The organism is Gemmobacter caeruleus (genome assembly GCF_008271655.1).
Lineage (GTDB): Bacteria > Pseudomonadota > Alphaproteobacteria > Rhodobacterales > Rhodobacteraceae > Gemmobacter > Gemmobacter caeruleus.
In genome coordinates, this window is the sequence record NZ_VKKX01000051.1 from 211,153 (window position 1) to 230,674 (window position 19,522).

Here is a 19,522-nt window from a genome sequence, read left to right on the forward strand (position 1 = left end):
GCCTGAGCGGTCCGCCCCGCGGACCGCGAGGCAAAAACAGCAACGCCCCGGCCTTGGCCGGGGCGTTTCCGTCTCAGAGGCCCTGTAGCCCCGACAGGCGATCAGGCGTGGATCGCGCCGTCGCCACAGGCCAGCGCCGCCTCACGCACCGCTTCCGAATAGGTCGGGTGGGCATGGCAGGTCAGCGCCAGATCCTGCGCCGAGGCACCGAATTCCATCGCAACGCAAACCTCATGGATCAGATCGCCCGCGCCCGGCCCGATGATGTGGCAGCCGAGGATGCGGTCGGTTTCCTTGTCGGCCAGCAGCTTGACGAAACCGTCGGCCTGAAAGATCGCCTTGGCGCGCGCATTGCCCATGAAGGGGAACTTGCCCACCTTGTAGGCGCGGCCCTCGGCCTTGAGCTGCTCCTCGGTCTTGCCGACGCTGGCCACCTCGGGCGTCGTGTAGATCACGCCGGGGATCACGTCGTAATTCACATGCCCATGCTTGCCGGCGATGACCTCAGCCACCGCCATGCCCTCATCCTCGGCCTTGTGGGCCAGCATCGGGCCGACCACGGCGTCGCCGATGGCATAGACGCCCTTCACGCTGGTCTGGAAATGACCGTCGATCTGCACCTGACCGCGCGGCTCCATCGCCACGCCCAGGGCCTCCAGCCCCAGACCGGCGGTATAGGGGCGCCGGCCGGTGGCCAGCAGCACCACATCGGCCTCGATCTCATGCGCGCTGTCATCCTTGCGCAGCTTGTAGGCCACCTTGGCGCCCTTCTTCGTGCGCTCGCTGCCCTGCACCGCCGCGCCCAGCACGAATTTCAGCCCCTGCTTGGCCAGCAGCTTCTGGAAGGACTTGGCCACTTCGCCATCGATGCCCGGGGTGATCGCGTCGAGATATTCGACCACCGTCACCTCGGCACCCAGACGGGCATAGACCGAGCCCATTTCCAGCCCGATCACGCCGGCGCCGATCACCACCATGGATTTCGGGATCTTGCCAAGCGCCAGCGCGCCGGTGGAGGTGACGACCACCTCCTCGTCCACGGTCACGCCCGGCAGGCTGGCCGGTTCCGACCCGGTGGCGATCACGATCGCCTTGGCGTTATGCACCTCGTCGCCGACCTTGACCTGCCCGGCGGCGGGGATCGAGCCCCAGCCCTTGAGCCAGGTGACCTTGTTCTTCTTGAACAGGAATTCGATGCCCTTGGTGTTGCCGTTCACCACATCGGCCTTGTAGGCCTGCATCCTGGCCCAATCGACCTTGGGCGCCGCGCCCATCAGGCCCATCTTTTCAAAATTCTCATGCACCTCATGCAGGTGATGGGTCGCGTTCAGCAGCGCCTTGGAGGGGATGCAGCCGACGTTGAGGCAGGTGCCCCCCAAGGTCTCGCGCCCTTCGACACATGCGGTTTTCAGGCCCAGCTGCGCGCAGCGGATGGCGCAGACATAGCCGCCCGGGCCGCCGCCGATCACGATCACATCAAAATCTGCCATTTCGGTCTCCTGTGGAACCCGGCCGGGGGCGCTGCCCCCGGACCCCCGGGATATTTATGAACAGATGAAAGGGTCAGATCAGGCTGGCCACAATCATGGTGAGGGTTGCGAAGAAGCCGATCCCCCAGATGACCGAGCGCCAGGGGCGCCAGCCAAGGGCATAGGCCGGAACATAGAGGAGGCGGGCGGCGAGGAAGACCCAGGCGGCGCCCTGCGTGACGGGGCTGGATTGCCCGCCCAGCGTGACCACGGTGACGGCGAGGGTGAAGAGGATCAGCCCCTCGAAATGGTTGTTCATCGCGCGCTGCATGCGGCCGGCAAAGCGCGAGAGTTGCCGCGACGGCGGCCGGTCGCGCGCCGAGGAGGTGTAGCCCATGCCCAGATCCCGGTTCGCCGGAATGGCGAAGAGCAGGTATTGGGTGGCTTGCAGGAGGCCGGCGAGCGCGAGGGCGGTGAGTTCGGGGGTCATTAACCCATCCAACTCTTGTTAACTCGACGGGTAGCTCCCGCCAATACTTGTTTGAGTTCTTCGTCCCGCTGGTCACGTTTGGCCTGGTTCGCACTCTCAATGCTGCTGGGGGCGAAACTGATGGGAATCGTGAACTTAACCCGGCTTACGGCCTCGCTGCGACGCGCGTGCGTTCCGTCTAGACTTGCATCAAGTATCGCGATGCGAATACCGGCCTTTCCACCGCCCGAAGTTTCTCCGGCAGCGGTAACGGCCACATCAAATTCGACATTTTCTACCCGACGGTGCGTGTAACTGATCGAGTCAGCCTCAAAGACTTGACCGCTGGCATCGGAAGCGGGCGGATTGATCACAACGCCTTTAGCTTCGAACTCTTGTTGCAATTCAATCGTCGCGTTGATGATCCCCGACAACGATTCCTTGACGAACTCTTTGATATCCATAGGTATCTCTCGGTCAGTCAGTGGCGTAGCGCGCACGATCCCAGACGGGATTTCTCGGCCCAGCTTTGCTGGGCCGAGAGTTTCATTCTTACAGATCCATCAGCAACCGGCGCGGGTCTTCCAGCGCTTCTTTCACGCGCACGAGGAAGGTCACGGCGCCCTTGCCGTCCACGATGCGGTGATCGTAGCTCAGCGCGAGATACATCATCGGGCGGATGACGATCTGGCCGTTCACCACCACAGGGCGATCCTGGATCTTGTGCATGCCGAGGATGCCCGATTGCGGCGGGTTCAGGATCGGCGAGGACATCAGCGAGCCATAGACGCCGCCATTGGAGATGGTGAAGCTGCCGCCCGCCATTTCGGCCATCGACAGCTTGCCGTCACGGGCGCGCAGGCCCAGTTCGGCGATCTTCTTCTCGATCGCGGCAAAGCCCATCTGGTCGGCGTCACGCACCACCGGCACCACCAGACCCGAGGGCGTGCCCACGGCCACGCCCATATGGACGTAGTTCTTGTAGACGATGTCGGTGCCGTCGATCTCGGCATTGACCTCGGGCACTTCCTTCAGCGCGTGGCAGCAGGCCTTCACGAAGAAGGACATGAAGCCGAGCTTCACGCCGTGTTTCTTTTCGAACACGTCCTTGTATTCGTTGCGCAGCGACATGATGCCCGACATGTCCACCTCGTTATAGGTGGTCAGCATCGCGGCGGTGTTCTGGCTGTCTTTCAGGCGGCGCGCGATGGTCTGGCGCAGCTTGGTCATCTTGACCCGTTCCTCGCGGGCGGCGTCATCGGCCGGAACCGGGGCGCGCGGCACGGCGACCGGGGCCGGCGCGGCGGCCGCGGCGGCGACGGCCTTGGCCACGTCTTCCTTCATCACGCGGCCGTCACGGCCCGAACCCTGCACCTGCGCGGCGGAAATCCCCGCCTCGGCCATGGCCTTCTTGGCCGCGGGCGCATCCTCCACGTCCTTGCGGGCGGCGGGGGTTTCGGGGCCGGCGCCGGGCGAATTCACCGCGGCGGCGGCTTCGGCCTTGGGCTCGGCCGCCTTGGGGGCGGCGGCGGCCACGGCGCCTTCGTTGATGGTGGCAAGCAGCGCATTGGCGGCGACGGTCTCGCCTTCTTGCGCGACGATCTCGCCCAGCACGCCGGCGGCGGGGGCCGGGACGTCAAGGCTCACCTTGTCGGTTTCCAGCTCGCACAGGATTTCGTCCACCGCGACGGCATCGCCCGGTTTCTTGAACCAGGTGGCAATGGTGGCCTCGGTGACGCTTTCGCCCAGGGCGGGGACGCGGACTTCAACGGTCATTGGCTCAGTTCCCTTCAACGGTCAGCGCTTCGTTCACCAGCGCTTCTTGTTCAGCTTTGTGTTTGGAGGCGAGGCCCGTGGCGGGCGAGGCCGAGGCGGTGCGGCCGACATAGCGCGCGCGCTTGGCGGCGCCGCCGACCTGATCCAGCACCCATTCGATATTCGGCTCGACGAAGGTCCAGTAGCCCTGGTTCTTCGGCTCCTCCTGGCACCAGATGACCTCGGCCTGCGGGAAGCGGCCCAGCTCGGCGCGCAGCGATTGCGCCGGGAAGGGATAGAGTTGCTCCACCCGCAGGATATAGACATCGTCGATGCCGCGCGCATCGCGTTCGGCCAGCAAGTCGTAATAGACCTTGCCCGAACACATGACCACGCGCTTGATCTGGGCATCGGGCTTCAGCACGGTCTTCGACACGCCCAGTTGCGCATCATCCCACAGCACGCGGTGGAAATACGACCCCGTGGTGAACTCCGCCGCGGTCGAGACGCAGAGCGGGTGCCGCAGCAGCGATTTCGGCGTCATCATGATCAGCGGCTTGCGGAAGTCGCGATGGATCTGGCGGCGCAGGATGTGGAAGTAGTTGGCCGGGGTCGAGCAATTGGCGACGATCCAGTTGTCCTGGGCCGAGAGTTGCAGGAAGCGTTCCGGCCGGGCCGAGGAATGTTCCGGCCCCTGCCCTTCGAACCCGTGCGGCAGCAGCACCACAAGGCCCGACATCCGCAGCCATTTCGATTCGCCCGAATTCACGAACTGGTCGAACATGATCTGCGCGCCATTGGCGAAATCGCCGAACTGGGCTTCCCACAGGGTCAGGGCATTGGGTTCGGCCAGCGAATAGCCGTATTCAAAGCCCAGAACCGCATATTCCGAGAGCATCGAATCGATGACCTCATAGCGGGCCTGCCCGGCGCGGATGTGGTTCAGCGGATAGTAGCGTTCTTCGGTCGCCTGGTCGATCAGGCCGGAATGGCGCTGCGAGAAGGTGCCGCGCGTGCAGTCCTGCCCGGCCAGACGCACCGGGAACCCCTCGACCTGGAGCGAACCGAAGGCCATCGCCTCGGCCGTGGCCCAGTCAAAGCCCTCGCCGCTGTCGAACATCTTGCGCTTGGCCTCAAGCTGGCGCGCGACGGTCTTGTGGATGTCGAAGCCTTCGGGGACGCGGGTCAGGCCGGCGCCGATCTCGGCCAGGGTCTCGGGCTTGATCGAGGTATTGCCGGCGGTATATTCGCGCCCCTCTTTCGAGAGGTTCTTCCAGCGGCCATCCAGCCAGTCGGCCTTGTTCGGCTTGAACTCGCGCCCGGCGTCGAATTCCTCGTTCAGGCGGGCCTGGAAGGCGGCCTTCATGTCCTCGATCTCGCCTTCCGGGATCAGGCCATCCTGCACCAGACGTTCCGTATAGAGCTGGAGCGTCGTCTTGTGCTTCTTGATCCGGTTATACATGATCGGGTTGGTGAACATCGGCTCGTCGCCTTCGTTGTGACCGAAGCGGCGATAGCAGAAGATGTCCAGAACCACGTCCTTGCCGAATTTCTGGCGGTATTCGATCGCGACGCGCGCGGCATGGACCACGGCCTCGGGGTCATCGCCGTTGACGTGGAAGATCGGCGCCTCGACCATCAGGGCGATATCGGTCGGATAGGGCGAGGTGCGCGAGAAATGCGGCGCGGTGGTGAAGCCGATCTGGTTGTTCACGACGATATGGATGCAACCGCCGGTGCGGTGGCCCTTGATGCCCGACAGTTGCAGACATTCCGCCACGACGCCCTGCCCGGCAAAGGCCGCGTCGCCATGCAGCAGGATCGGCAGCACCTGGCGGCGCTCCGTATCGCCCAGCTGATCCTGCTTGGCGCGGACCTTGCCCAGCACGACCGGGTTGACCGCCTCGAGATGCGAGGGGTTGGCGGTCAGCGACAGGTGGACGGTATTGCCGTCAAAGGTGCGGTCCGACGAGGCGCCGAGGTGATATTTCACGTCGCCCGACCCGTCCACATCCTCGGGCTTGAAGCTGCCGCCCTGGAATTCGTTGAAGATCGCGCGATAGGGTTTGCCCAGCACATTGGCCAGAACCGACAGGCGGCCGCGGTGCGGCATGCCGATGACGATTTCCTTGAGGCCCAGATTGCCGCCGCGCTTGATGATCTGTTCCATCGCGGGGATCAGCGCCTCGCCGCCGTCCAGACCAAAGCGCTTGGTCCCCATGTATTTGACATGGAGGAATTTCTCGAAACCCTCGGCCTCAACCAGCTTGTTCAGGATGGCGCGGCGGCCTTCGCGGGTGAACTGGATTTCCTTGCCATAGCCCTCGATCCGTTCCTTCAGCCAGCTGGCCTGTTCCGGGTCGGAGATATGCATGTATTGCAGCGCGAAAGTGCCGCAATAGGTGCGCTTAACGATGTCGATGATCTGGCGCATCGAGGCATGGGTCAGGCCCAGCACATTGTCGATGAAGATCGGCCGGTCCATGTCGGCCTCGGTGAAGCCGTAGGATTTCGGGTCCAGCTCCGGGTGGGCGGTGATGTCGCGCATGCCCAGCGGGTCGATATCGGCGATCAGATGGCCCCGGATCCGGTAGGCGCGGATGATCATGATGGCGCGGATGCTGTCCAGCACGGCGCGCTGGATCTGCTCCTGGCTGACCGCGACACCGGCCTCGGCGGCCTTGGCGGCGATCTTCTGGCCGGCCCCCTTGGCCTCTTTCGGCACCAGCGGCCATTCGCCGGTCAGCGCGGCGGTCAGGTCATCGGCCGGCTGCGGCGGCCAGTCGGCCCGCGCCCAGGACGGGCCCGCGGCGGCGCGCTTGGCCTCCAGTTCGCTGTCGCCCAGGGCGGCAAAGAACGCGGCCCAGGCGCCATCCACCGAAGCGGGATCGGCGGCATAGCGGGCCTGAAGCTGGTCGATGTAATCGGCATTGGCGCCATCCATGAAGGATTGCGCGTGGGCCATGGCATTGGGGGATTGGTCGGTCATGTCAGTGCCTCGCTTTGGAGGGTGCAAAAAAGGTCTCGGCGCCGCGTTACTTGCAGCGCACCATCAGCTTGCGAACGCCCGGCAGGGTTCCGGGATGTTCAAGCGCCGCGTCCTCGGCAAAGACCAGTGTCTTGCCACGAGACGCACAGAGTTTCGCGGGAGCGGCTTTCAACTGGGCCTGATCGGCGCGGGCTTGCTGGTAGAAGATACCATAAAGCATGGTGTCGCCATCGGGAAAGCCCTGCACCGCCACGAGGGCGGATTCGGAAATGCCGGTATTCGGCTCGATTTTCCCGGCAGCGGCGGCGGGTTTTGCCTCCGGACCTGGCGAACCCGTTTCCACACAGCCCGCCAGCGCCAGCAGCGCCACCACTACGAACGGAAACTTCACTTTCGCACCCATCCATCCGCCTCCCACGGGGAAAACCCTTCCGGGGGTGTTCCCCGGAAGGGCGGCTGCCTTACTTGCCAAGCGCCTTCATCACCGCCTCGCCCAGATGGGCGGGGCTGTCGGCGACGATGATCCCGGCGGATTTCATCGCCTCGATCTTCGATTCCGCGTCGCCCTTGCCCCCGGCGACGATCGCCCCGGCATGGCCCATGCGGCGGCCCTTCGGCGCGGTGCGGCCCGCGATGAAGCCGGCGGTCGGTTTCCAGCGGCCGCGCTTCTTCTCGTCGGCCAGGAATTGCGCCGCTTCTTCCTCTGCAGAACCCCCGATCTCACCGATCATGATGATCGAGGTGGTTTCCGGGTCGGCCAGGAACATTTCCAGCACGTCGATATGTTCGGTGCCCTTGATCGGGTCGCCGCCGATGCCCACGGCCGAGGATTGGCCCAGACCCAGATCCGAGGTCTGCTTCACCGCCTCATAGGTCAGCGTGCCCGAACGCGACACCACGCCGACGCTGCCGCGCTGGTGGATATGGCCCGGCATGATGCCGATCTTGCAGGCGCCGGGGGTGATGACGCCCGGGCAGTTCGGCCCGATCAGGCGCGACTTGCTGCCTTCCAGCGCGCGCTTCACGCGCATCATGTCCAGCACCGGGATGCCTTCGGTGATGCAGACGATCAGCTCCATCTCGGCGTCGATCGCCTCAAGGATCGAATCGGCGGCAAAGGGCGGCGGCACATAGATCGCGGTCGCATTGGCGCCGGTGCGCTCGCGCGCCTCATGCACCGAGTTGAACACCGGCAGGTCCAGATGCGTGGTGCCACCCTTGCCGGGGGTCACGCCGCCGACCATCTTGGTGCCATAGGCAATCGCCTGTTCCGAGTGGAAGGTGCCCTGCGAGCCGGTGAAGCCCTGGCAGATGACTTTGGTATTTTCGTTGACGAGAACGGCCATTGGATTACCCCTTCACCGCTTTGACGATTTTCTGTGCGGCATCGGCGAGGTTGTCGCCGGCGATCACGTTCAGGCCGGAATTCTTGATGATCTCCTTGCCCAGTTCCACATTCGTGCCTTCCAGACGCACGACCAGCGGAACCTGAAGACCCACCTCTTTCACCGCCGCCAGCACGCCTTCCGCGATCACGTCGCAGCGCATGATGCCGCCGAAGATATTGACGAGGATGCCTTTGACGTTCGGGTCAGAGGTGATGATCTTGAAGGCCTCGGTCACCTTTTCCTTGGTGGCGCCACCGCCCACATCCAGGAAGTTGGCCGGTTCCGCACCATAGAGCTTGATGATGTCCATCGTGGCCATGGCCAGACCCGCGCCGTTCACCATGCAGCCGATCTCGCCATCCAGCGCGATGTAGTTCAGGTCGAACTTCGAGGCCGCCAGTTCCTTGGGGTCTTCCTCGGTCTCGTCGCGCAGCGCCGCCACGTCGGGGTGACGATAGACCGCGTTGCCGTCGAAGGACACCTTGGCGTCCAACACCTTGAGGTTGCCATCGGGCGTCACGATCAGCGGGTTGATCTCCAGCATCTCCATGTCCTTCTCGACGAAGGCCTTGTAGAGCGTCTTGGCCAGAGCGACCATCTGCTTGACCTGACCGCCTTCCAGACCCAGCGAGAAGGCCAGACGACGGCCGTGGAACTCGCTCAGCCCCGAGGCCGGATCGACCGAGAAGGACAGGATTTTCTCGGGGGTAGAGGCCGCGACTTCCTCGATGTCCATGCCGCCCTCGGTCGAGCAGACAAAGGAAATGCGCGAGGTCTGGCGATCCACCAGCAGCGCCAGATACAGCTCGCGCGCGATGTCCGAACCCGCCTCGATATAGATGCGGTTCACCTGCTTGCCCACCGGGCCGGTCTGATGCGTGACCAGCGTGCGGCCCAGCATCTGCTTGGCCAGCGCCTCGGCCTCTTCGACCGACTTGGCCAGACGCACGCCGCCCTTCTCGCCCGCTTCGGGCTCCTTGAACTTGCCCTTGCCCCGGCCGCCGGCATGGATCTGCGCCTTCACGACCCAGAGCGGGCCTTCCAGACCGCCCGCCGCCGTCTTGGCCTCATCCGCCTTCAGAACGACGCGGCCATCGGAAACCGGGGCGCCGTAGCTGCGCAGAAGCGCCTTGGCCTGATATTCATGGATGTTCATGGATCATGTCCCATCGCTGCTGATTTGGCGGCGTGATGCCATAGAAAACAGCGCTTTCAAAATGCGATTTGGCCGATGCCGGGCATTTGAGGCAGAAAAATCGCATTTGTGATCACAGCCTGAAAAAGTGTGATCACAATTTCGGCCCTGTTTCCGCAAACGCCGCAGCGCCGCATGATGCGGGGCGCGAAAGCGCCGCTCCGGCAGGCGGCGCTAGGCCCGAGTCGCCACGCACAGAACCTGACCGCGCGGCAGGCGGTCGGGCCGGATCTCCAGCCGCAGCCCGGCCTGGGCGGCAAAGGCGCGCACATCCTCGGCCAGCACATGATAGGGCGGGCGGATGTCATGCGTAACCACCCCGTCGGGCTGGCGCACCGGCCCCAGGCTCGCCGCCGCATCGGGGGCCAGAAAGACGGTGAACAGGAACTTCTCGAACCGCGTGACATGGGCAGCCACCCGCAACAACCCGCGCCGCAGGTGATTGAGCGGCAGATGCGTGAACACCGCGAAACACAGGATATAGTCGATCTCGCGCGGGATACCCGGCAGGTCAAAGGCGCCATCCTCGATCAACTGTCCGCGCGGCAGGCGGGCGCGGTCGGCCTCGGTCAATTCGCGCGCATAGCCCTGCCGCATCAGATCGCCGGAAATGTCGGTGCCCCAGTAATGGCCCGGGTTCAGATAGGGCACCGCCCGGCAGCCGGTGCGCAACGGCCCGCAGCCGATATCCAGCAGGCTGTGCCGCGGGCGCAAGCCCTCAGCCACCAGAAGCCGCATCTGCTGCCAGCCCGTCTCCTCCCACCGGCCGCCGATGATGGCGCGATGCTGGCCGCGCGACAGCGCGTCGGGAATGAAATCCGGGGCGTGATAGGGCGAGATGAAGCGGCTCATACCCCCCTTCTAGCGCCAATGCCGCCCGAACGGAACGCCCCTGACCTGCCGCGCCGGGGGGCTGTCTGCCCCCCACGGCCCTTCGGGCCTCCCCCCGAGGATATTTGTGAACAGATGAAGGGAGAGAGCTTTTCCCCTTCATCTGTTTCAAAATATCCTCAGGGGGTGAATGGCCGCAGGCCAGAGGGGGCGCGAGCGCCCCCTTTCCGCCCGCTCCAGCCGCGCGGGGCTTGACACAGGCGCGCTTTGTCGCCACATGCACCCGATCCGATGCCCGGCCGCGTGAGCCGATGAAGGGCGCGGATGTCAGGTTCCCACCATCACGCAGGGGCGCCGCGGACCGACGGCCTTCGGGGATGCGCCCCGCAAGGCGAGGCGGCTTCGCCCCCTGTGGCACCCGGAGCGGTGCCGGAACGGCCATTGTGCCGTGAAGGATGATGACATGACTGTTTCTTTTGCCGATCTCGGCCTTTCCCCCAAACTGCTGGCCGCCCTTCCCGCTGCCGGTTTCACCACGCCCACCCCGATCCAGGCCGAGGCCATTCCGCATGTGGTGCGCGGGCGCGATCTGATGGGTCTTGCGCAGACCGGCACCGGCAAGACCGCGGCCTTTGGCCTGCCGCTGCTGACGCGCATCCTCGATGTGACGCATCCTGCCGGGCCGCGCAATGTGCGCTCGCTGATCCTCGCGCCGACGCGCGAACTGGTGCAGCAGATCTACGAACATCTTTACGCCTTCACCCGTGGCACGCCGGTCAAGCTGACCATGGTGGTCGGCGGCGCCTCGATCAACCGTCAGTCCGACCGGCTGGCCAAGGGCACCGATGTGCTGATCGCGACCCCCGGGCGGCTGATCGACCTGCTGGAACGCGGCGATGTCAGCCTGGAGCGGTGCAGTTATCTGGTGCTGGACGAGGCCGATCACATGCTCGACATGGGCTTCATCCATGCGCTGCGCACCATTGCCCGCCACCTGCCGCACAAGCGCCAGACGCTGCTGTTCAGCGCCACCATGCCCAAGGATATCGAGGAAATCGCCGCGACCTATCTGCGCGATCCGATCCGGGTGCAGGTCTCGCCCCCCGGCAAGCCCGCCGACAAGATCACCCAAGGGGTGCATTTCATCCCGCAGGGTGACAAGGGCCGCCTGCTGGAAAGCTATCTGCAAAAGCACCCGGGCGAGGCGGCGATCGTCTTTTCGCGCACCAAGCACGGTGCCGACAAGATCGCCAAATTCCTGACCGGCTGGGGCTTCAACGCCGTGGCGATCCATGGCAATCGCAGCCAGAACCAACGTGAACGCGCGCTGGCCGACTTCCGCGAGGGGCGGGTCGATGTGCTGGTCGCGACCGATGTCGCCGCGCGCGGGATCGACATTCCGCTGGTCCGCCACGTCTATAATTACGACATGCCCAACGTGCCCGAGAATTATGTCCACCGCATCGGCCGCACCGCACGGGCCGGGGCCGATGGCGCCGCCGTCAGCTTCTGTGCCCCGGCGGAGATGGACGAATTGCGCGCGGTGGAAGCGGTGCTGAAAAAGCCGGTGCCGGTGCTGGGCGGCGCGCCCTGGGCCTCGGAGGCGGTGTCCGCCGCGCCGAAACCCGGTCAGCGCCGGGGCGGTCCGTCGCGGCCGCAGGGACAGAAACCGCAAGGTCAGAAACCGCAAGGGGCCAAGCCGCAGGGCCAAAAGCCGCAATCCGGCCGTCCGGCCCGCCCCGCGGGCGGCACGCAGGCGCCGCGGCGCCCCGCGGGCGCGCCTGCCCGGGCCAAATCCGGCCCCCGGCGCTGAACCGGGGCGCGGGCGGGGTCAGTGCCCCGCCTCCTCCTCCAGATTGAGCTTCATCTCCAGCAGCACCTGCTGGATCGCCAGCGTCTCGCGCAGCAGCCGCTTGGCCTCGTTCACCGAAATCTTGCCATCGTCGATGGCGGAATTGTATTCCGCCATCAGCATGCCGAAACGCTGCGCCAGGGCCACGACATCGGAATTGATGCCCGAGGATTGCGCATTGCGCCGCTCACCATCATAGCTCAGCGTGATGCCGCGCAGATCGGCCAGTGCCGCCGTGACATGCGGAAAGCGCGAGGCCGCCTCCAGCTGCGCCACCACGTCGATCGGCATGAAACGGTCGCCATGCTCGTCCTGGTCGGAATAATAGCGCCCGATCGTCGCCTTGGACTTGCCGGTCAGCTCGCAGGCCGCCTCGATCCCCACATCCTTGACCAGCGTTTCGGTGTGCTTCTTCAGATAGGAGGCAATCGTCATCTTCTCGTCCCAGCCCCGCGCCCTTGAACCCGGGGAAAACCCATTTCCTTTTCCCATTAATCGGATGGCAGGGATTTGTCATGCAAATTGAAGTTCCGGTTAGCCGGAACTGTACGAGTGTCCGGCGTCCCCAGCGTCGGAGCATGTAGCGGCCCGCCGCCAATGGGCGGCGCAATGTCGACAGCGGTTCCGTCAACCATTGCGCGGCGGGGCGATCCTGCCTGTTCCTGCCGGACCCGTCCGGCAGCCCGAGCCCGTGCCTCGTGCCGCCTGCCCCACCCGGCAACGCGGCACGATGCCATCTGCGGGGCCACCTTCGGGAAGTGACGTGCCAGTTTCCCTCAACGGCAAAGGCCGGAGGCAAGTGCCAGTAAGCCGCGCGCCCATGTCATTGCCTGGACGCAGAGCCTGCCCGCCCCGCCAGCCTCTTGGCCGGGCGGGCCTTTTGCGCTATCGCCCCCGGCATGGCCAAGCTCTATTTCCACTACTCCACAATGAACGCGGGCAAATCGACCGCGCTGCTGCAAGCCTCGCACAATTACCGCGAAGGCGGGATGCAGACCCTGCTGCTGACCGCCCGGCTGGATGACCGCGCCGGGCCGGGGCGAATCGCCAGCCGCATCGGCATCGGTGAAGCGGCCGAAACCTTCGGCCCCGAAGACGACATGTTCGCCCGCCTCGCCGCCCGCTTTGACAAGGGGCCGGTCGCATGCGTCTTCGTCGATGAGGCGCAGTTCCTGTCCAAGGCGCAGGTCTGGCAACTGGCGCGCGCGGTAGATGATCTGGGCGTGCCGGTCATGTGCTACGGGCTGCGGGTGGATTTTCAGGGCAACCTGTTCCCCGGCTCGGCGGCCCTGCTGGCCTGGGCCGACGAGATGCGCGAGGTGCGCACCATCTGCCATTGCGGCAAGAAGGCCACGATGGTCGTGCGGCGCGGCGCCGACGGGCAGGCGCTGAGCGATGGCGATCAGGTGCAGATCGGCGGCAATGAAACCTATCAAAGCCTCTGCCGCCGCCACTGGCGCGCGGCGGTCGGGGCATAAGGGGGCGCTCGCGCCCCCTCTGGCCTGCGGCCATTCACCCCCTGAGGATATTTGTGAACAGATGAAGGGCAAGACGCGCTTCCGCCCCTTCATCTGTTCACAAATATCCTCGGGGGGAGGCCCGAAGGGCCGTGGGGGGCAGACAGCCCCCCTGCGACGGCTCAGGCCGCGCCGAAGGCCGGATGCAGCGTGATCGGGCCGGTCGGGGCGGGTTCGGCGAAGGCGCGCGACAGCAGGTATTCCGCTGGCACCCCCGGCAGATGGCGCGCGGGATCTGCCAACAGGCCAAAGCGCGTGTAATAGGCCGGGTCGCCCAGCAGGACCACACCGCCCAACCCCTGCGCCCGCAGCCCGTCCAGCGCGGCCCGCATCAGGGCGCCGCCAATCCCTTGGCGCTGGCAGCGCGGCGCCACGCAAACCGGGGCGATGCAGGCCCAGCCCGGTGCCCCGCCAATGGTCACGGGCGAAGCCGCGACATGCCCGATCAGCCCCGCCGCATCGGCGCAGACCAGCGACAGCAGCAACCCGCCCCCTTCGCGCAGGCGGGTGACGATCGCCGCCTCTTTGCCATCGGCATGGGGGGCGGTGGCGAAGGCCTCGGTGATCAGCTGGCTGATCGCCGCGGCCTCATCCGCGCGTTCGGGACGCGGGGTCAAGGGGTGACGCCCTGCTCCGCCGCCATCAGCTTGGCCACGGCGCGCAGTTCGAACTTCTGGATCTTGCCGGTCGAGGTCTTGGGCAGGTCGCAGAACACCACGGCCTTGGGCGTGGCAAAGCCCGCGAGGCGCGCGCGGCAGAACTTGATCAGCTCTTCCTCCGTTGCCTCGGCGCCGGCCTTCAGCTCGACAAAGGCGCAGGGCACCTCACCCCATTTCGCGTCGGGCTTCGCCACTACGGCGCAGAGGCTGACGGCCGGATGGTGCATCAGGGCGCCCTCGACCTCGACCGAGCTGACATTCTCGCCGCCCGAGATGATGATATCCTTCGCGCGGTCGGTGATCTTGATATAGCCATCGGGATGCTGAAGCGCGATGTCGCCCGAATGGAACCAGCCGCCCTTGAAGGCCTCGGCCGTGGCCTGCGGGTTCTTGTAATAGCCCTTCATCACCATATTGCCGCGCATCGCGATTTCGCCCAGATGGGCGGAATCGCGCGGCACCGGGGCGCCATGGGTATCCTGCACCTGGGCGGCCTCGAGCATGGCCATGGCGACGCCGGTGCGCGCCTTGAAGGCGGCGCGGTCCTCGCCGGTCTTGCCCTCCCATTCCGGCTGCCAGAGGCATTCGGTGGCGGGGCCGTAGGTCTCGGTCAGGCCATAGACCTGCGTGACGTTGAAGCCCAGCGGCTCGATCGCGGCCAGCGTGGCGGCAGGGGGCGGCGCGCCGGCGGTGAAGACCTCGACCACATGGTCGAAGGCGCGGCGGTCCTCGTCCCGGGCGTTGATGATCGTGTTCAGCACGATGGGCGCGCCGCCGAAATGGGTGACGCCCTCATCGGCGATGGCGTCATAGATCGCCTTCGCGGTCACATCGCGGCAACAGACCAGCGTGCCGCCCATCATCGGCACCAGCCAGGGCTGCACCCAGGCATTGCAATGGAACAGCGGCACGATGGTCAGCACCTTGGGGAACAGCTGCATCCGCCAGGCGATGACATTGGCCATGGTCGCGAGATAGGCGCCGCGATGATGATAGACCACGCCCTTGGGCCGCCCGGTGGTGCCGGAAGTGTAGTTGATGGCCAGGCTTTCCCATTCATCCTCGGGCAGGATCCAGGCAAAGTCCGGCGCGCCCTCGGCCAGCAGTTCCTCATATTCCAGATAATGCCCGCCGGGGGTGAAGCCCGCCTCGCGGTCGCAGACCTCGACGATCTGCGGCGCGGTGCCCTCCATCTTGCGGATCGCGGCCTCGGCCAGCGGCAGCAGTGCGGTATCGACCAGCACGATCTTCGCGCCGGCATGGCCGAAGATATAGCCCACCGTATCGGCATCCAGACGGGTGTTGATCGTGTTGATGATCGCCCCGCAGGCCGGCACGCCGAAATGCGCCTCGGCCTGTTGCGGGATATTGGGCAGCAGCGTCGCCACCACATCGCCGGGCCGCACCCCGCGCCGCGCCAGCGCCGAGGCAAGGCGCGTCGTGCGGTCAAGATATTCGGCATAGCTGCGGCGGGTCGATTTCCACACCAGCGCAGTGCGCCCGGCATGGATATCGGCGGCGCGGCGCAGATGCGACAAGGGCGTCAGGGGCACATGATTGGCGGCGGTCTTTTCCAGACCCGATTCATCGGCAAGCCATCCCATTTTGCGCTTCTCCCCCTTCGTGACGGAACATGTCGTTTTCCGACGGGCAGAATGGGGCTGTCTTGCGGCAATGAAAAGGGCAGACGAAAGGAAATTGCGCCATGACATCCGCTAACATCCCGACCACCGCGCCCGACCGGACATTGGCCGCCGCCGGGCTGGTGCTGGTCTATGCCATGGTGATCGGATTCACTGACAATTTCGTGCGCGTGATCGCCGCCGAGGCGGGGCTGTGGCAGTTTCATGCGACTCGGTCGGTGATGGCCTGGGCGATCCTGCTGGGACTGATGGTGCCGCTGGGGCTGCGGCTGCGGCCACGCAACCTGCGGGCGGTGGTGGCGCGGTCGGCGATCCATGGTTGCGCGATGCTGATCTATTTCGGCGCGCTGGCCTTTCTGCCGGTGGCACTGGTGGCGGCGGGGCTGTTCACCGCGCCGATCTTCGTGCTGCTGCTGACGCGCTTTGCCTATGGCCATGCCATCGGCCCGGTCCGCATCCTGGCGGTCGCAGTCGGCTTCCTTGGCGTGCTGCTGGTGCTGGGCCCCGAGGCCGCCGGCGATGCCGAAAGCGGGATGAGCCTCGCGGCGCTGCTGCCGGTGCTGGCCGGCGCGCTTTATGCGCTTGGCAATATCGCGACCCGCGAATGGTGCGCCGAAGAAAGCGCCGAGACCCTGCTGGGCGGGTTCTTCCTGGCACTCGGGCTGTTCGGGCTGATCGGCATGGCGGTGCTGACGCTCTGGCCGCTGTCGGGCGGCAGCGACGCCGAATCCTTTATCGCGCGCGGCCCGGTCTGGCCCAGCGGCACCTTCCTGTTCTGGACCTTCGTGCAGGCGGCGGGGTCGCTGCTGGGGGTGGGCATGATGATCCGCGCCTATCAATTGGCCGATGCCAGCCGGGTCTCGGTGATCGAATATGTGATCCTGCCCGCCTCTGCGCTGTGGAGCTGGCTGCTCTGGGACGAGACGCTGCCCCCTGTCGCCATGGCGGGGATGGCGCTGATCGCGCTGGCGGGGGTGATGATCGCCCTGCGCGCGCGCAGCACCGCCTGACCCGTCGCAGGGGGGCTGTCTGCCCCCCACGCGCCTGCGGCGCTCCCCCCGAGGATATTTGTGAACAGATGAAGGGGGAAAAGCGCGTCTTGCCCTTCATCTGTTCACAAATATCCTCGGGGGGTGAGGCCGCAGGCCGAGGGGGCGCGAGCGCCCCCTTTGCGACGGCACCCGCTCTGGGGCGGCTTTATCGGTGCCGCACGGAGGCGATGCCACAGCGGTTGTGACCTGTGGTCTTTCCCGCTAAGCTGCCGGGAAAGTGCAATAAAGGCAGTTCATGCGCAGCACCGCGCTGAAGCAATTTACCAAGCTTGAAGCGACCGGCCTCTGGCGGGAGGCGCCCGAATTGCAGCGGCGCGAAGTCGTCGTGTCCTTCGGCGAAAGCAGCCTGACGATCTCGGACCCGCGCAGCGAAAGCGCGCTGTCGCATTGGTCGCTGCCCGCGGTGGAGCGGCTGAACCCCGGCGAGCGGCCCGCGCTCTTTGCCCCCGGGCAGGACGCGCTGGAAACGCTGGAGATCGAGGACGCGCTGATGATCGAGGCGCTGGAGCGGGTGCGCGATGCGCTTTCCTCCGCCCGGCCGCGGCCGGGGCGGCTGCGCGGCAGTTTCGTGCTGATCGTGAGTGCGGCAATCGCGCTGGCGATGGTCACGCTCGCGCCCGGGGCACTGGTCAGCCATACCGCCTCGGTATTGCCGCCCGCCACGCGGCTGGGCATCGGGCGCATGGCCTTGGCCGATCTGTCGCGCGTGGCCGGGGCACCCTGCACCGACCCGACCGGGCAAGGCGCGCTGGACCGGCTTTCGACCCGCCTGTTCGGGCCGATCGCGCCGCAGATACTGGTGTTGCGGGATGGCGCGGCGCAGGCGCTGCATCTGCCGGGCGGCATCATCACCCTGCATCGCGACCTGATCGAGAAGGCCCCCGGTCCCGAGATCGCCGCTGGCTATATCCTGGCCGAGGCCGAGCGTGCAACGGCCAGCGATCCGGTGCTTCCGGCGCTGCGCCATGCCGGGTTCATCGCCACCCTGCGGCTGCTGACCACCGGCGCCCTGCCCCCCGACGCGCTGGAGGGCTATGGCCAGGCCCTGCTGCTGACGCCGCCCGCCGATCTGCCCGCCGATACCCTGCTGCGCCGCTTTGGCGATGAGGGCATCCCCGCCACGCCCTATGCGCGCAGCGTCGATCCTACGGGCGAAACCACGCTGGCGCTGATCGAGGCCGATCCGATGAAGGGGCGCGCGGCGCTGCCGCTGATGCCGGATTCCGACTGGCTGGGGTTGCAGGCAATCTGCGCCGAATAGGGCCCGACAAAGAAAAGACCCCCGCGGCCCTTTCGGGTGCGGGGGTCAGGTTTATCCTGCCCTGTTGTCTGACTGCCTGTTGCCGCCTTACCGAATATATGCGTCGCCAAAGCCCGCCGCGCGGGCCGCCGACAGTGCCGATTGCGCGCTGCCCGCATCGCCGAACGGGCCCGCCATCACCATTTGCAGCGCCTTGCCGCCCCTTGTCACCCGCGCGGTGCCCACCGGCAGGCCCGCGGCGCGCAGCCGCGCCTTGGCGCCTTCGGCATTGGCGGGCACGCCAAAGGTGCCGACCTGCACATAAAGCCCGCCACGCGGCGCGGCCTTGACCTGCGGCACCGGCGCCACGGCGCCAAGCTGCGCCCGGGGTTCGGACTTGGACGAGACATGCAGCCGCCCCGTCGCCGGGTTGCGGGTCGAGACGACGACCACGCGCTGCCCGCCCGATTGCAGCTCAGCCGGGACTTCGCGGGTCCAGACCTGATCCTGCGCATATTGCCCCTGCGCCGTGCCGAGACCGCGATAGGGGTTCAGCCGGCCATCCGTCCAGGCGCGTTTATAGCCCTTGGGCACCACGACCTCCACCGGCGCATCGACGGCGGCGCGGCGCACCACGATGCGCGGCTCAGCCGCGACGACGCGGGCGGCACCGCCGACCTGATCGGCCGTCATCGCGCCGCGGGTGACCGTCTCGCCCGCCGGGGGATAGAGCCCGGCACCGACGCGGCGCCCCTCGCCCATGGCGACCTTGGCATAGACTGGCGCCTTGGCCCCGGCCAGCGTGCCGTCACCCCTGGTGCAGAGAACCGCCGTGCCGCCATTCGACAGCGCCACGATCTGCGGCACCGGGGCCGAGGTGAAGCAGCCGATCTTGTTGCCGGTGGCGCCGCTGGCAGGCAGGGCCGCGACACGAGGCGTTGCGGGCACCGCGACGACCGGGGGGGCCATCGGCGCCGGCAGCGCGCGGGCCAGATAGGGATCGACCGGCCGCGCCGGGCCGGTGGCACGGATCGCGGGCGGGGTGGTCAGCGTGGCGACGGTGGCCAGCGGCTTGCCGGTGGCGCGGGGGGCCGGCGCCTCGGCCACCCGGGCGGGGGCTGCGATTTCGGCGGGGGTGGCCACCTCGACGGGTTTCGCCATGGCGGCCATGGTAGGCGGATAGCCACAGAGCGCCTTGCGGTCACGGCTGACGCGCGGCACCCAGTTGGTCGTGCCGTTCAGCCCCGCGCGGAGGAAGACGCAGCCGCGGCTGTCCACATACATCTGGCCCTTGAAGCCGGCGGGAGGCAGCTCTTTCGGGCCACCGATCTGCGAGATTGTTTGAGCCTGCGCAACAGTAACCCCGGAAACAGCCGCCAGCAGCGCGGCTGTGACAATCGTGCGAAGCATGACTTCCCCCATCTTTGCAGGGCCGACTCTGACGCAGGATTGTTGCGGAGTAA

The 19,522-nt window shown here is 66.4% G+C and carries 17 protein-coding genes; 4 read left to right on the forward strand and 13 right to left on the reverse strand.

From position 1 onward, the window contains the following. Positions 1-101: 101 nt before the first annotated feature. From lpdA to FOA17_RS16635, 9 genes are all read right to left on the reverse strand, one after another. Positions 102-1,490, reverse strand: coding sequence for a dihydrolipoyl dehydrogenase (lpdA, locus tag FOA17_RS16595; protein WP_149142623.1), 1,389 nt, complete (start codon positions 1,488-1,490; stop codon positions 102-104). Positions 1,491-1,563: 73 nt separating this feature from the next. Beyond that, positions 1,564-1,959, reverse strand: coding sequence for an MAPEG family protein (locus FOA17_RS16600; protein WP_149142624.1), 396 nt, complete (start codon positions 1,957-1,959; stop codon positions 1,564-1,566). Then, entirely contained in the window at positions 1,959-2,402 is a 444-nt protein-coding gene (locus FOA17_RS16605; protein ID WP_149142625.1) for a hypothetical protein, read from the reverse strand. Before FOA17_RS16605 ends, FOA17_RS16600 begins: the two co-directional genes overlap by 1 nt. A gap of 88 nt (positions 2,403-2,490) precedes the next feature. Beyond that, complete coding sequence (odhB, locus tag FOA17_RS16610; RefSeq protein WP_238991858.1) at positions 2,491-3,714, reverse strand: 2-oxoglutarate dehydrogenase complex dihydrolipoyllysine-residue succinyltransferase; 1,224 nt, start codon at positions 3,712-3,714, stop codon at positions 2,491-2,493. A gap of 4 nt (positions 3,715-3,718) precedes the next feature. Beyond that, positions 3,719-6,682 carry a 2-oxoglutarate dehydrogenase E1 component gene (locus FOA17_RS16615; protein WP_149142626.1) on the reverse strand — a complete coding sequence of 988 codons (2,964 nt, stop codon included), beginning with the start codon at positions 6,680-6,682 and terminating at the stop codon, positions 3,719-3,721. A 46-nt stretch (positions 6,683-6,728) separates the two neighbouring features. Continuing rightward, positions 6,729-7,085 carry a hypothetical protein gene (locus FOA17_RS16620; RefSeq protein ID WP_149142627.1) on the reverse strand — a complete coding sequence of 119 codons (357 nt, stop codon included), beginning with the start codon at positions 7,083-7,085 and terminating at the stop codon, positions 6,729-6,731. Between the two features lie 58 nt (positions 7,086-7,143). Beyond that, positions 7,144-8,028 carry a succinate--CoA ligase subunit alpha gene (gene sucD, locus FOA17_RS16625; protein ID WP_149142628.1) on the reverse strand — a complete coding sequence of 295 codons (885 nt, stop codon included), beginning with the start codon at positions 8,026-8,028 and terminating at the stop codon, positions 7,144-7,146. A 4-nt stretch (positions 8,029-8,032) separates the two neighbouring features. Beyond that, positions 8,033-9,226, reverse strand: a complete 1,194-nt coding sequence (sucC, locus tag FOA17_RS16630) for an ADP-forming succinate--CoA ligase subunit beta (RefSeq protein WP_149142629.1) — start codon at positions 9,224-9,226, stop codon at positions 8,033-8,035. 213 nt (positions 9,227-9,439) lie between these two features. Then, complete coding sequence (locus FOA17_RS16635) at positions 9,440-10,117, reverse strand: class I SAM-dependent methyltransferase (protein WP_149142630.1); 678 nt, start codon at positions 10,115-10,117, stop codon at positions 9,440-9,442. A 442-nt stretch (positions 10,118-10,559) separates the two neighbouring features. On the opposite strand from FOA17_RS16635, the gene FOA17_RS16640 reads away from it, so the two are divergent. After that, positions 10,560-11,909, forward strand: coding sequence for a DEAD/DEAH box helicase (locus FOA17_RS16640; protein ID WP_149142631.1), 1,350 nt, complete (start codon positions 10,560-10,562; stop codon positions 11,907-11,909). 18 nt (positions 11,910-11,927) lie between these two features. On the opposite strand, the gene FOA17_RS16645 is transcribed toward FOA17_RS16640, so the two are convergent. Then, positions 11,928-12,383, reverse strand: a complete 456-nt coding sequence (locus FOA17_RS16645; protein ID WP_149142632.1) for a hypothetical protein — start codon at positions 12,381-12,383, stop codon at positions 11,928-11,930. 464 nt (positions 12,384-12,847) lie between these two features. Here FOA17_RS16645 and FOA17_RS16650 point away from each other — a divergent pair, with 464 nt between their 5' ends. After that, positions 12,848-13,426 (forward strand): thymidine kinase, encoded by a 579-nt coding sequence (locus FOA17_RS16650; RefSeq protein WP_149142633.1) that lies wholly within the window; start codon positions 12,848-12,850, stop codon positions 13,424-13,426. Between the two features lie 161 nt (positions 13,427-13,587). Here FOA17_RS16650 and FOA17_RS16655 read toward each other — a convergent pair whose 3' ends face one another. Together FOA17_RS16655 and FOA17_RS16660 are read right to left on the reverse strand one after the other, a co-directional pair. After that, on the reverse strand, positions 13,588-14,082 hold the full coding sequence (locus FOA17_RS16655) for a GNAT family N-acetyltransferase (protein ID WP_149142634.1): 495 nt from the start codon (positions 14,080-14,082) through the stop codon (positions 13,588-13,590). Beyond that, positions 14,079-15,728, reverse strand: coding sequence for an AMP-binding protein (locus FOA17_RS16660; protein ID WP_149142635.1), 1,650 nt, complete (start codon positions 15,726-15,728; stop codon positions 14,079-14,081). Before FOA17_RS16660 ends, FOA17_RS16655 begins: the two co-directional genes overlap by 4 nt. Before the next feature lie 101 nt (positions 15,729-15,829). Between FOA17_RS16660 and FOA17_RS16665 the strand changes: the two genes are divergently transcribed. Further along, on the forward strand, positions 15,830-16,777 hold the full coding sequence (locus FOA17_RS16665) for a DMT family transporter (protein WP_149142636.1): 948 nt from the start codon (positions 15,830-15,832) through the stop codon (positions 16,775-16,777). 277 nt (positions 16,778-17,054) lie between these two features. Continuing rightward, complete coding sequence (locus FOA17_RS16670) at positions 17,055-18,080, forward strand: hypothetical protein (RefSeq protein ID WP_149142637.1); 1,026 nt, start codon at positions 17,055-17,057, stop codon at positions 18,078-18,080. Between the two features lie 87 nt (positions 18,081-18,167). On the opposite strand, the gene FOA17_RS16675 is transcribed toward FOA17_RS16670, so the two are convergent. Continuing rightward, on the reverse strand, positions 18,168-19,469 hold the full coding sequence (locus FOA17_RS16675) for an SPOR domain-containing protein (RefSeq protein WP_149142638.1): 1,302 nt from the start codon (positions 19,467-19,469) through the stop codon (positions 18,168-18,170). Between the last annotated feature and the right edge of the window lie 53 nt (positions 19,470-19,522).